Source organism: Pseudomonas sp. AC172, assembly GCF_979258595.1.
The window spans coordinates 2,991,422-3,003,922 of sequence record NZ_OZ409868.1; the positions used below are offsets into that span (position 1 = coordinate 2,991,422).

The window sequence follows — 12,501 nt, forward strand, 5'->3', positions numbered from 1 at the left end:
TCTTTATTAAAAGGATAAAAACATGACCGCACACGACACCGCCAAAGCCCCGATCATCACCGACATGCAAGTCATCCCGGTGGCCGGCTACGACGGCATGCTGCTCAATCTGAGTGGCGCCCATGGGCCGTTTTTCACCCGCAACATCGTTATTCTCAAGGACAACGCTGGCCACACCGGTGTCGGTGAAGTGCCCGGTGGCGAGCGTATTCGCCAGACCCTGGAAGACGCGCGCAGCCTGGTGATCGGCAGCCCGATCGGTACGTATCAGAAGATTCTTAATCAGGTGCGCCAGACCTTCGCCGACCGCGATGCCGGAGGCCGTGGCCTGCAGACGTTCGACCTGCGCATCACCATTCACGCGGTCACCGGCCTCGAAGCCGCGCTGCTCGATCTGCTCGGTCAGCATCTGGATGTACCGGTGGCGGCACTGCTTGGCGAAGGCCAGCAACGCGATGAAGTGAAGATGCTCGGCTATCTGTTTTACGTTGGTGATCAGCGCGAAACCGACCTCGCCTATCGCAGCGAACCGGATGCCGACAACGACTGGTTCCGCGTACGCCACGAAAAAGCCATGACCGCCGAAGCCGTGGTGCGCCTCGCCGAAGCGGCCCATGCGAAATACGGCTTCAAGGACTTCAAACTCAAGGGCGGCGTGCTCAGTGGCGATGCGGAAATCGAAGCGGTGACGGCGCTGGCCGAACGCTTTCCCGAGGCGCGCATCACCCTTGATCCGAATGGCGCGTGGTCACTGAAAGAAGCCATTCGTTTGTGCCGCGACCAGCATCAGGTGCTCGCCTACGCCGAAGACCCGTGCGGTGCGGAAAACGGTTATTCCGGCCGCGAAGTCATGGCTGAATTCCGTCGCGCCACGGGACTGAAAACCGCCACCAACATGATCGCCACTGACTGGCGTGAAATGGGTCATGCGATCCAGTTGCAGTCGGTGGACATTCCACTGGCCGACCCGCATTTCTGGACCATGCGGGGTTCGGTGCGCGTGGCGCAGATGTGCCATGAATGGGGCCTGACCTGGGGCTCGCATTCCAACAACCACTTCGACATCTCGCTGGCGATGTTCACCCATGTCGCCGCTGCTGCGCCGGGCGAGATCACCGCGATCGACACTCATTGGATCTGGCAGGACGGACAGCGCCTGACCAAAGCACCGCTGCAAATTGTCGACGGTCTGGTCCAAGTGCCGAAGAAACCGGGGCTGGGTGTCGAACTGGATATGGATCAAGTGGCCAAGGCTCATGAGCTATACAAAGGCATGGGCCTCGGCGCGCGCGATGACAGCGTGGCGATGCAGTTTTTGATTCCGGGGTGGACGTTCGATAACAAGCGGCCGTGTCTGGTGCGCTGATCATCAACCCAAAGCGGTATCCCAACAGGCTCATTTCTACTGGGAATAGAGGTTGAATCCGAGTAGTTGGTTCAACAGATGAACCTGTGGGAGCTGGCTTGCCAGCGATAGCGGTGGGTCAGCCGACATAGATGTTGGCGGTGCCGGCCCTATCGCTGGCAAGCCAGCTCCCACAGGGGATTATGTGAGTCAGGTAGATATTTGCAGCAGCCAGTTTTTGAAGGCGAACATCGCCGCCGTCTGCGGCCGCGACTGCAACCGCGTCAACCAGTAACTCCCCGTCGTAATCTCAATCGCAAACGGCTGACAAATCGCATCCGCCGCCAATTGCCGGGCAAACATCAGCGGCGGCGCCAACGCCACCCCGCCACCCTGCAACGCCGCCTCCATCATCGCCAGCGACGAATCAAACACGATGCTCTGCGGCGGCGCAGCCTGCGTTGCCAGACCGGCAGCCTGAAACCACTCCGGCCATTCATCCGTACGATAGGAACGCAGCAGCGTCTGTTGCAACAAATCCCCCGGTGATTGCAGTTGCCGAGCGATTTCCGGCACGCACAACACCGACAGCGGCGCATCGAGCAAACGCGTCGCTTCGATGCCATGCCACGCGCCAGCACCGAAGCGAATCGCGTAATCCAGACCTTCCGCCGCCACATCCACACGGTTGTTGTTGGTCGACAGCCGCAAATCTATGAGCGGATGTTTCGCCTGGAAGTCTGCCAGCCTCGGCAGCAGCCAACCTACGGCGAAGGTGCCCACCGCGCCGACGGTCAACATTTCGCGATACTGTCCGCCGGCGAGGCGTTCGAGGATCTGCGCGATGTGATCGAACGAAGTGCTCAGCACCGGCAGCAAAGTTTCACCCTCACTGGTCAGCATCAGCCCACGGGGCAGGCGTTTGAACAGCGTGACATTGAGCTGCGCCTCAAGGCTTTTCACCTGATGGCTGACCGCTGCTTGCGTGACGCACAGTTCCACGGCGGCGCGGGTGAAGCTCAAATGACGCGCGGACGCTTCAAAGGCGCGCAGTGCGTTGAGCGGCAATTGCGGTCGAATCATGCCCAGTCCCGAATTTTTCTAATGGCTCTTGCGAGTTTTCGTCGTTTGTCGATTGGCGTCGCGCTGGCTAGATTGGCGGCGCTGATCAGTCGCCCAACGAACGAATCGCCCGCAGTGTAGCGGGATAACATCATCAACACTCATGGAGAGTGGTTCACTCATGCCATCCGTTCATTCAAACAAAGTCATTTCCCGTGCCGCTTTCGGCCTGTTTTTTGGCGCCTCGTCCTGCATGGCCGCCACGCCCACCGACGCGCAGTTGCAAGCGCTGGTCACCGACGCAGTGACGCCGGTCATGCAACAGCAGAACATTCCCGGGTTGACCGTGGCGCTGACCATTAACGGCCATCCGCATTACTTTAACTACGGGGTAGCTGCGAAAGACACCGGGCAGAAAGTCAGCGAAAACACCTTGTTCGAAATCGGCTCGGTGAGCAAAACCTTCACCGCCACCCTCGCCGGTTATGCCCAAGCCACTGGAAAACTGGACCTGTCGACCAAAGCCAGCCAGCTCTGGCCTGAACTGAAAGGCAGCGCGTTCGACAACATCACGGTGCTGCAACTGGGCACCTACAGCGCTGGCGGCTTGCCACTGCAATTTCCGGACGACGCGGATTCGTCTGACAAGATGCTCGGCTATTTCCAGCAGTGGAAACCGGTCTATCCGGCAGGCAGCCATCGCCAGTATTCAAATCCAAGCCTTGGGTTGTTCGGTTATCTGGCGGCGAAAAGCCTCGGCCAGCCTTTCGATCAGGCAATGACGCAAACCCTGCTGCCGAAACTCGGTTTGCAGCACACCTACCTCAGCGTGCCTGCTGGACAAATGAACCTGTATGCGCAGGGCTATGACAAGAACGGCAAACCGGTGCGCGTCACGCCCGGCGCCCTGGATTCGCAGGCCTATGGCGTGAAAACCAGTGCCGTGGACATGCTGCGTTACGTGCAGGCCAACCTGAAACCTGAAACGCTGGAAGCGTCCTTGCAAAAAACCATCGCCAACACGCACACCGGTTACTACACAGTCGGCGATATGACTCAGGGTTTGGGTTGGGAGATGTACCACTACCCGATCAGCCTCGATCGCTTGCTGGCGGGCAACTCGACGGAAATGGCCATGCAGGCGCACAAGGTGCAGTGGCTGAATCCGCCGCAACCGCAACCGGAAGAGTTATTGATCAACAAGACTGGCTCTACAGGTGGCTTCGGGACTTACGTGGCGTTTGTGCCGAGCAAGGACGTGGGCATTGTGATCATGGCCAACAAGAACTTTCCGATTCCTGAGCGGGTGAAGATCGCCCACAAAATCCTCAGTGCTGTCGCCGATTAAAAGTTTCGCGTCAGGCAATAAAAATGGGCGACCTTTCGCGGTCGCCCATTTTCGTTTCAGCCTTTAAAGCTGTGCCTGCAACTTCCAGCCGATGACATCCATCAAGTCGCAACTGTCCCGCAACGGAATCGCCATCACCCGGGCGAAATCCTGTAGCAGTAATGCGTCGTGGCCCTTGCCGTCACCCAACGCCAGGGTCTCCATCAATTGCGTCACACAGCGCAAACGGTAAGCCGCTGTGCCGTGCAGCACATCCACGGGTGCTTCGCTGTCGATCAACAGACTGGGAATCTTGCAGTCGATCCCGGTAATTGGAATGTGTCGCGCCATGTAAGAACCTCCCTGTTCAGTGTTGCGTCGCCGCCGGTGGATCGAGATTGTCCAGTGCACGGTTGACCAGCAACTCGCCGAGCACGGCCAACTGCTGAATCGACAAGGCGAGACTGCGCGTTGAACCCTGCAGTTCAGAGGCGAGGTCAGTGGTCAGGACGTTCAGTGAAGCGAGGGTTTCGCAAGCGTGGCAGAGCAGCGTGGGCGTCTCGATATCGGGGACGATGGTGAAGAGGTGGCTGATGGGATCGGGATGATGCGGGTTGCGTAAGCGGGGGTTGTTGGCGTCGAAGGATCCTGAATCCATGGGGGATTCGGGAGGGTTTGGCGTTGGTTTTTTCATGTATGAAGTACCGTAGTGAATTGTAGGAAAAACTACCTTTCTCACTTCCACATGAGGGTGGCAGCTGTACGCAGGTGTGGAAGACCAGGCCAATCCACCAAAACCCGGCGCACTCGAAAGTGCCCCTGCGCACAGCCGCCAAAAACGCGGCGATGTTGACATAAATAACGTCGACATGCGCTTTTGAGACATTGATGGATGTAACCGACAACCGGACTTCCACGTCCGACCACTGTGTTTTGCAGCGGCCACAGAAGACTATCCCTACACCGCCAAGCCCACCAGTTCACCACCGCCGCCGCGACTTGCAGGAAAAATCCGACAGAGCTGAAGGGCTTTGCGTCGGAGCATTCAGAAACAGAAAAGGGGCGAGAAGATTGAATCCTCTCGCCCCTTTGACGTGAAATCGTCTCTACAACAACCGATCAATCATCCGGCATTTCCGGCGGCTTGGCTGGTTTCGCAGGCTTGGTCGGCTTCGCGTTCTTCGCACCTTTTGCCGGTTCCGGCGTAGCAGCAACTGGCGCTTGAGCCGCAGCGGCCGCTTCCTTCTCGGCCATTGGCATGGCATCGATGGTGTCGAAAATCTTCTTCAGATCCACCGCTTTCGCTTCATCCCCCGAAGCTGAAAGCTTGGTCTCGCCGTCCTTGCCCACCAGGAACACTTTCGGATACGCCCCGGCGCCGAGCTTCAGCGAGCGCAACAGCGCCATGGTGTCTTGCTGGCCCATGTCTTTGCCGTCGAGTTGGCCGGACATGTTGAGGATGGTGTAGACCTTGATGTTGCGGTCGGTGACACCCTTTTTGTTGGCGGGATCCTCCAGCGACTTTTTCAGCGCCACCCACACGGGGTCGACGGTGCTTTGTGCGATCACGATCAGCGGTCGGGCGCGGCCCATATCCCCGGCGATGGGCGAATCGTTGTCAGCGGCGAACAAGGGGCCGGCAATCGCCAGCAAGAGTGTCAGGGTCAATGACCTGATGAGCATGCGCATCTCCTTTTGATATCCACGCTCTAATGATTGCGCATCGTGGCGATTGTTCCGGGCTGACCCGGCAAATATCTGTCGCCTAGTCAGAAGCTTAGGACAGGCACGACATTGCGCAACATCACCGGCACGATCGCAACCCGGATTTGATTACCTTTTATGACCGCATTAGGGTGGCGGTTCTGCCAATGGAATGGAGTTCACCCGTATGCACATCGATTACCTGTGTGATCACCCCGAATTGATCGAAGAACTGGCCACGCTCAACTTCAAGGAGTGGGGCGAGTTTCGTCCCGGGCAAACCGTCGAGGACCGCATCGAACACATGCGCGAATCCTGCGGCAAAGGTGCAGTGCCCAGCGTGGTGGTGGCACTCGACGGTTCACGTTTGCTGGGCGGTGCGCTGCTGATCGAAAGCGATCTGAAGCTGCGCCCGAACCTGACGCCATGGCTGGCCGGGGTTTATGTGAAGGCTGAGGAACGTGGGCGCGGGATTGCTTCGCAACTGGTCAATCGAGTGGTTGCAGAAGCGGCGGCGCTGGGTGTGCCCGAGTTGTATCTGTACACCGACACATCGCAGTCGTTGTATGCGCGACTGGGTTGGGAAGTGGTTGAAGAGCTGGTCTACGACGATTTACCGGTGACGGTGATGAAATACGTCATTCAGCGCTAACCCGTGGTGAGGTGGCTCGCGGCAGGCTGTGCCGCCTCACCCCAGCGCTGAATCGAGCGCCGAGAGCAATTGCGCAGGGGCGACGGGTTGTCCACCGAGCTTGAGTTCACCGCTGTCGAGTTCAACACTCAACCTCACCGACGCCCGATCGCCCGGGTATTTGCGCAGCACCAGCTCGATGCCATTGGCCGTCTCGTCGGCGGTACCGAGCAAATCCCACAGGCTCTCGCTCAGATCCAGCAGCACTTGCTGGCGCTGCAGATCGACTACCTGCGGCGCATACAGCCAATGGCTCATGCGCATTTCACGCGGTTCGACGCTGATGGCGAGACGGCCATCGCAACGGACAGTGGTTTCAGTCATGGCCGGATCAGAACGCCAGTTTGTAACCGATCAGCACCAGCATCGTCGCCAGGCACGGGCGCAAGACTTCATCGGAGATGCGCCCGGTCAGGTGGCTGCCGAGCCAGATGCCTGGCAGCGAGCCGACCAACAAGAAGCCCAGCACGCCCCAATCCATGTTGCCCATGCTCGCGTGGCCAAGACCGGCGACCAGCGTAAGCGGCACGGCGTGGGCGATTTCGGTGCCGACCAGGCGACGGGTCGGCAGCAACGGATAGAGGATGAACAGCGCGACAGTGCCCAGGGCGCCGGCACCGATCGAGGTCAGGGCAACCATGGTGCCGAGGACCAGACCGGTGATCACGGTCATCACGTTCAGCCGTGAACCGCTTGGGTTGTAGTTGCCACCCGCGCGTTTGTGGGCGAAGTCGAGCAAGCGTTTCTTGAAGAAGATCGCCAGCGCGGTGGCGAAGAGGACGAAGCCCAGCGCCTGTTTGATGATGGCGTTCATCGCGTCCGGCGCGGTGTGCAGGGTGCTGAGGAACCACAGGGTCATGGCCACCGCCGGCACGCTGCCGAGGGTCAGCCAGCCGGTGATGGCCCAGTCGATGTTTTTGTTTTTGCGGTGAACGAGGACGCCGCTGGATTTGGTAATGGCGGCGTACAACAGGTCGGTGCCCACCGCCGTTGCCGGGTTGATGCCGAACCACAACAGGATCGGCGTCATCAACGAACCACCGCCGACACCGGTCATGCCGACAATAAAACCCACCACCAGCCCGGCAATCACCAGGCCGAAATTTGCCAATTCCATTAAACCGTCCAGAAAAACGACAGGAAAAATCTGGCCCGCAGCATAGCGATTTTTCTTATAACCACATATATCGATGCGGTCTATCGTTATGCCATATCGACCTCACCACAATTATCCCCTGTGGGAGCGAGCTTGCTCGCGAAGGTGTTGTGTCAGTCGCCAGATAAATTGAATGTCCCACCGCTTTCGCGAGCAAGCTCGCTCCCACAGTGTCAAGTGGTGGTTTCCAGAGTTAATGCACCCGCCGGCCAGGTTTGAAGCTGTGGGTTTTGTTGACCCACACCGTGGCCAGCGCAATAAGCGACAGAATCAGCAGCGCCCACGGAAACGACATCGCCCCCGCCCGATCCAGCAACAAGCCGCCAAATAAACCGCCCCCGGCAATCGCCACGTTCCACGACGTGGTGAGCATCGCCTGCACCACATCGACATGCTCACCGGCCGAGTCCGCCGCCGAGGTCAGCAGCAACGTGGCCGAGCCGCCAAACGACAAGCCCCACACCGCCATGCAGGCATAAATGATCAGAGGCGACGGCGCCGCCAACGCCAGAACCAGCGCCGTCAGCGCAAACACCGCGAGGCTGATCAATGTGAGCCAGCGCAACCAGCGATCCACCAGCACGCCGATGATCCAGATTCCCACCAGCGAACACAGGCCAAACACCAGCAATACCAGATCGACCCGGTCAGCCAGACCGGCCTGCATCAGAAACGGCGCGATGTAGGTGTAGAGAATGTTGTGCCCGAGCATCCACGTCAGCACCACGAACAACACCGGCCGCACGCCCGGCAGGCGCAACGATTCGAGCAACGGCAGACGCTCTTCGCTGGTTTGCCCCGGACGATCCGGCACGGCGATGACAATCCACGCCGCCAACACCAGGGCCAGCGCCGACATGATCCCGAACGACGCGCGCCAGCCGATCAGATTGCCCAGCCACGTCCCCGCCGGCGTGCCCAGTGACAACGCCACGGGAGTGCCGAGCATGGCAATCGCCAGCGCCCGCCCCTGCTGATGCACCGGCACGATGCCCCGCGCGTAGCCGGCCATGATCCCCCACGACAACCCCGCCGCCATCCCGGCGAGAAAACGCGAAGCCAGGGTCAGACCGTAATGACTGGAGAATGTGGTGACAGTGTTGAAAATCAGAAACCCGCCGACCGTCATCAACAACACCCGCCGCCGTGGCCAGCCGCGCGTGGCGACGGTCAGCGGGATCGCCGCGACAATCGAACCCAGCGCATACAGCGTCACCAGTTGCCCGGCGAGTACTTCGCTGACATTGAGCCCGGCGCCGATTTGCGGCAGCAATCCGGCCGGGAGGGTTTCGGTGAGGATGGCGATGAAACCGGTCATGGCGAATGCCAGCAACGCGGCATAAGGCAGTTTGTCCGCACGGGCGGTGCGGTCGACGCGAGTGAAATCGGCGCTTGCGGGGTCGGTCATGACGGGGGCGGCTCCATATTGATCAATAGCGGTGACGGATTGTATACAAAAACAACCTTCACTAATGGATCAATGTGGGAGCGAGCCTGCTCGCGAATGCGGTGGATCAATCAACACTTCGGTGCATGAAAGACCGCTTTCGCGAGCAGGCTCGCTCCCACATTGGATCTCTGCACTCATTGCACCGGCAAGAAATTCAGGAACAGCAAACTCTGCGCATAGTTAAGGCCGATCCGCCGGTAGCGCTCGTCAAGCATCTGCGTGATCAGGTCCAGTCGCGCAACGATTTTGCCGAACTCGGTGGCGAAGCTCAGGTTGCTGCCCTCCTCCGAGATCTCATTGGAAAACAGCAGTGGCTGGCCGGCGGTGTTTTGTCGCTGGGACAAAATCCACGTGGCTTTTTCGATATTGCGTGCAGCGTTGTGAACGAACGTCGGGTTGATCGCGTCCGTCATGTAGAACTCGGTGCGATTGCCGTGGGCGGTGACCAGCATGCTGCCGATGGCATAGATGAACGCGCCGACGCGGTCACCGAGAAACTCCGGACTCATCGCATAGCTCAGCGCGGCCAGATCCTTTCGACCACCCAACACCGGCAGCGGCTGTTGCTGCTCGATGGCCATCCGCACCTGTTTCACCGCAGCATGGATGTTGAGAAACCCTGACTTGCGCAGCTCGTCCGGGTTGCGCAGGTACAGCTTGGCTTGCAAGCGATAGAGACTGCTGAGGTTGTCGCGCATCGCCAGTGTGGCCATGCGGTCGACGCTGGTCTGCAGGAACTCCTGCGGCTTCCCTTCACGCATCTGGTTGAAGAAGCCGTTGCCGTCCTGGTGACTGCAACCGCTGAACAGCAGCGACGACAGACAGGCCAGCAACAGGCACGGGCGGCGGAAAAAAGCAGCGATCAGGGCAAAAACTCTCGGCATGAAATCTCGAACAGGCACATTCCTGTGCGGCGGGAGTCACCGCATCCTGGCCATGGATAGAGCCGCCGATTGCGAAAAAGTGCAGTGGTGCAAGCAATCGACCGACCTTCGGGCCTTCGTCCCGAGCAATTTAGTCTGGCTTTATTGTTGAAATAAACGATTCATCAGCTATAAATTTTCTCTTGAAGATAATTTAGTCTGACTACTTGATTGATCGGTGATTTATTTTGCCGATGGAACGTCACGCTGAAAACAACAACAAAAAGGAACGTCAATCATGCTTCAATCCCGTCACCTGCTCTCCGGCCTCGGACTGTCCCTGATGATCGCCACCCTCTCCGCCAACGCGGCCGGCCTCAGCGCCGAACACAAAGCCTTCGGCAAAACCAATGACGGCACGCCCGTCGAACAATACATCCTGCGCAACAGCCACGGCATGCAAGCCACCGTCATCACCTACGGCGCGACCCTGCAATCGCTGAAAGTCGCCGACAAGCACGGCAAGTTCGACGACGTCGTGCTCGGCTTCGACGATGTGCAGGGCTACCAGAAAGGCACCGCCTACTTCGGCGCGACCATCGGCCGCTTCGGCAATCGCCTCGCTGAAGGTGCGTTCGAACTCGACGGCAAGCGCTATCAAGTGCCGCAAAACGACAAGACCAACGCGCTGCACGGCGGCACGCAGGGCTTCGACAAGAAAGTCTGGAAGGCACAGGAAACCAAGGACAAGGACTCAGTCGGCGTGACCCTGACCTATCTGTCGGCGGACGGCGAAATGGGCTTCCCCGGCAACCTCACCACTGAGGTGACCTATCGCCTCACCGACAACAACGAACTGCGCATCGACTACAAGGCCAGCACCGACAAACCGACCGTGCTCAACCTGACCAACCACAGCTACTTCAACCTCGCCGGCGCCGGCAATGGCGACATTCTCAAACAGGTCGCCACCCTGCACGCCAGCCATTACACCCCGGTCACCGCCAAACTGATCCCGACCGGCGAACTGGCGCCCGTCGCCGGCACGCCGATGGACTTCAGCAAACCAACCGCGATCGGCACGCACATCAAGGCTGATCATCCGCAGTTGAAATTCGCCGAGCCGAAACAGGGTGGGTTCGATTTCAACTGGGCGCTGGATACCAAGGGCGATATCGGCAAAGTTGCGACTGAGGTGAGTGACCCGCAGTCAGGTCGCGTGCTGCAGTTGTTCACCACGGAGCCGGGTGTGCAGTTCTATACCAGCAACTTCCTCGACGGCACGGTCAAGGGTAAGGGTGGCAAGGTCTATCCGCACTGGGGCGCGTTTACCCTGGAGACTCAGCATTATCCGGATTCACCAAATCAGCCGGACTTCCCGAGTACTCGGCTTGATCCGGGGCAGACTTACAGCCACAGCGTGGTGTTGAAGTTCTCCGCGAAATAACCTGCCCGTTCCACCTGATCGTTCTCACGCGCAGCAAAGGCATGCGGCCCGGGACGCTCCGCGTCCCTTCGCGAACTGGAACGCGGAGCGTCCCTTGAGGCATTCCTTTCCTGCGCGTGGGAACAATCAATCATCAGGGATGATTACAGACCCACACGCTCCAACCCCTGACGCATGCCTTGATCCGCCTGCTCGCACCACTGCTTGAGCGTCAGACTCGGCGGCAGATTGGCCTCCAGGGTTTTGTATTGGCCGTCGTCCAATACCTCACCCTTGCGACCATGGGCCTCGTTCTTATCGCCGTCGCTCTTGTCCATCTGCCCTGGAATACCGGCAACAAACGCCACCATTTTATTGGCGTTCGTAGCGCTTTCAGCTTTCAGGAAACCTTTGTCAACGCAATGGTTAATCAGACCGGACATGTTGCGCCCATTGTCGTACATCCCTTTCAACGTAGCGGCGTCCGGTCCTTCTGCATGAGCAACATTGACGGTGCCGAGAGCGGCGGTCAGTGCGAGGATCAAAGCGGTGTTCTTCATGTTTATTCCTTTAATGGATGAAGCCAGGTTGTTTACTTGCAGTATTCAGAGGGCGAACGAAGAGCTCACCCTCGCGGATTCAACTGACCACCGCTCCTTTCGGGCCACTGGCAATCAGCGCGGCCCCGCAGGCGGTTTTCATGCCGTCCAGCGCGATGGGCGTTCCATCGACGGTGTAAGTGCTGCTGCCTTCGGCAATCGGAAAAATGCCTTTGCACAGAGGACAGCTGACCTTGTGACCCTCCCCGGCGATGGGCTTGCCGTTTAGGTCGGTCTGGGAAAAGGCTTCGAGGACTTTGCCACCGTGAGTGGTGGAGTCGCCCAAGCGAATGGCGTCTTTCATGTTGTCATTCCTTTGACCAAGTCGTTGCCAGGCGAAGTTGATCCACGCGATCAGTCAAGCGTGAAACCCCTCGCAATCCGGTTTCAATGTTTCTTACTCAACCATCCAGACATCTTCATAGCCTGCTGTATCACCTATTGGCGGAGCAGGCCGTATTCATAATCCAACCACCCGTTTTCCTCTCCCTTACTCAGGTATTCGATCACTTCATCAAGAGAAACGCTCACGGGAATATTTACGGAAAAGAATTTTTCACTCATTCCTTCCCAGGTGCATCCCATAACGACCAGTTTCTCCAGGACGATCGAAATATGAGGCTCCCCTGCATCAAAAAAGATAATTCGAATAGTGCTGTTTCCACTGCTTGTGATCACCCTTTCAAAGTAACGCTCACCGTCGGCCCCCGCTTTAGTCAGAATCTCGTCATCGAGACAAGCATCCTTGGAGTAGAACGGTATGTTTTTCACAATGAATGATCCGGAAGCCAATGACTCAGCCCAAACACTCTCACTTGAGACGGGTGGGTAATCATCCGTGACGGTTAATTTAAAAAAAATCTTTTCCATTTCTGATC

The 12,501-nt window shown here is 58.4% G+C and carries 15 protein-coding genes; 4 read left to right on the forward strand and 11 right to left on the reverse strand.

Annotation, left to right across the window (positions count from 1 at the left end):
- The first annotated feature begins 22 nt into the window (after window positions 1-22).
- Window positions 23-1,366: a glucarate dehydratase gene (gudD, locus tag ACZ0A4_RS13365; protein ID WP_463575094.1), complete on the forward strand. Its 1,344-nt coding sequence runs from the start codon at window positions 23-25 to the stop codon at window positions 1,364-1,366.
- A gap of 189 nt (window positions 1,367-1,555) precedes the next feature.
- Here the strand turns inward: gudD and ACZ0A4_RS13370 are convergent, their stop codons facing one another.
- A complete protein-coding gene (locus ACZ0A4_RS13370) occupies window positions 1,556-2,428 on the reverse strand; it encodes a LysR family transcriptional regulator (protein ID WP_463575095.1) in 873 nt (290 codons plus the stop codon).
- 160 nt (window positions 2,429-2,588) lie between these two features.
- Here ACZ0A4_RS13370 and ampC point away from each other — a divergent pair, with 160 nt between their 5' ends.
- Window positions 2,589-3,755 (forward strand): class C beta-lactamase, encoded by a 1,167-nt coding sequence (ampC, locus tag ACZ0A4_RS13375; protein WP_463575097.1) that lies wholly within the window; start codon window positions 2,589-2,591, stop codon window positions 3,753-3,755.
- A 63-nt stretch (window positions 3,756-3,818) separates the two neighbouring features.
- Here the strand turns inward: ampC and ACZ0A4_RS13380 are convergent, their stop codons facing one another.
- From ACZ0A4_RS13380 to ACZ0A4_RS13390, 3 genes are all read right to left on the reverse strand, one after another.
- On the reverse strand, window positions 3,819-4,085 hold the full coding sequence (locus ACZ0A4_RS13380) for a hypothetical protein (protein ID WP_463575098.1): 267 nt from the start codon (window positions 4,083-4,085) through the stop codon (window positions 3,819-3,821).
- A 16-nt stretch (window positions 4,086-4,101) separates the two neighbouring features.
- A complete protein-coding gene (locus ACZ0A4_RS13385; protein ID WP_463575099.1) occupies window positions 4,102-4,428 on the reverse strand; it encodes a DUF6124 family protein in 327 nt (108 codons plus the stop codon).
- 425 nt (window positions 4,429-4,853) lie between these two features.
- Entirely contained in the window at window positions 4,854-5,417 is a 564-nt protein-coding gene (locus tag ACZ0A4_RS13390; protein WP_095114544.1) for a DUF4174 domain-containing protein, read from the reverse strand.
- Window positions 5,418-5,625: 208 nt separating this feature from the next.
- Between ACZ0A4_RS13390 and ACZ0A4_RS13395 the strand changes: the two genes are divergently transcribed.
- Complete coding sequence (locus ACZ0A4_RS13395) at window positions 5,626-6,090, forward strand: GNAT family N-acetyltransferase (protein ID WP_463575100.1); 465 nt, start codon at window positions 5,626-5,628, stop codon at window positions 6,088-6,090.
- A 36-nt stretch (window positions 6,091-6,126) separates the two neighbouring features.
- Here the strand turns inward: ACZ0A4_RS13395 and ACZ0A4_RS13400 are convergent, their stop codons facing one another.
- The 4 genes from ACZ0A4_RS13400 to ACZ0A4_RS13415 form a co-directional block, all read right to left on the reverse strand.
- The gene (locus ACZ0A4_RS13400) at window positions 6,127-6,453 is read right to left on the reverse strand and encodes a hypothetical protein (RefSeq protein ID WP_463575101.1); all 327 of its coding nucleotides are present in this window, start codon (window positions 6,451-6,453) and stop codon (window positions 6,127-6,129) included.
- Window positions 6,454-6,460: 7 nt separating this feature from the next.
- The gene (locus ACZ0A4_RS13405) at window positions 6,461-7,246 is read right to left on the reverse strand and encodes a sulfite exporter TauE/SafE family protein (protein ID WP_242207532.1); all 786 of its coding nucleotides are present in this window, start codon (window positions 7,244-7,246) and stop codon (window positions 6,461-6,463) included.
- Window positions 7,247-7,478: 232 nt separating this feature from the next.
- The gene (locus ACZ0A4_RS13410) at window positions 7,479-8,693 is read right to left on the reverse strand and encodes an MFS transporter (protein WP_463575103.1); all 1,215 of its coding nucleotides are present in this window, start codon (window positions 8,691-8,693) and stop codon (window positions 7,479-7,481) included.
- Window positions 8,694-8,869: 176 nt separating this feature from the next.
- Entirely contained in the window at window positions 8,870-9,619 is a 750-nt protein-coding gene (locus tag ACZ0A4_RS13415; RefSeq protein WP_463575104.1) for a hypothetical protein, read from the reverse strand.
- 277 nt (window positions 9,620-9,896) lie between these two features.
- Here ACZ0A4_RS13415 and ACZ0A4_RS13420 point away from each other — a divergent pair, with 277 nt between their 5' ends.
- The gene (locus tag ACZ0A4_RS13420) at window positions 9,897-11,045 is read left to right on the forward strand and encodes an aldose epimerase family protein (RefSeq protein ID WP_463575105.1); all 1,149 of its coding nucleotides are present in this window, start codon (window positions 9,897-9,899) and stop codon (window positions 11,043-11,045) included.
- A gap of 143 nt (window positions 11,046-11,188) precedes the next feature.
- Here ACZ0A4_RS13420 and ACZ0A4_RS13425 read toward each other — a convergent pair whose 3' ends face one another.
- From ACZ0A4_RS13425 to ACZ0A4_RS13435, 3 genes are all read right to left on the reverse strand, one after another.
- Window positions 11,189-11,584, reverse strand: a complete 396-nt coding sequence (locus tag ACZ0A4_RS13425) for a hypothetical protein (RefSeq protein WP_463575106.1) — start codon at window positions 11,582-11,584, stop codon at window positions 11,189-11,191.
- A gap of 79 nt (window positions 11,585-11,663) precedes the next feature.
- Window positions 11,664-11,927 (reverse strand): PAAR domain-containing protein, encoded by a 264-nt coding sequence (locus ACZ0A4_RS13430; protein WP_463575107.1) that lies wholly within the window; start codon window positions 11,925-11,927, stop codon window positions 11,664-11,666.
- Window positions 11,928-12,061: 134 nt separating this feature from the next.
- The gene (locus tag ACZ0A4_RS13435) at window positions 12,062-12,493 is read right to left on the reverse strand and encodes a DUF4265 domain-containing protein (RefSeq protein WP_463575109.1); all 432 of its coding nucleotides are present in this window, start codon (window positions 12,491-12,493) and stop codon (window positions 12,062-12,064) included.
- Window positions 12,494-12,501: the final 8 nt, after the last annotated feature.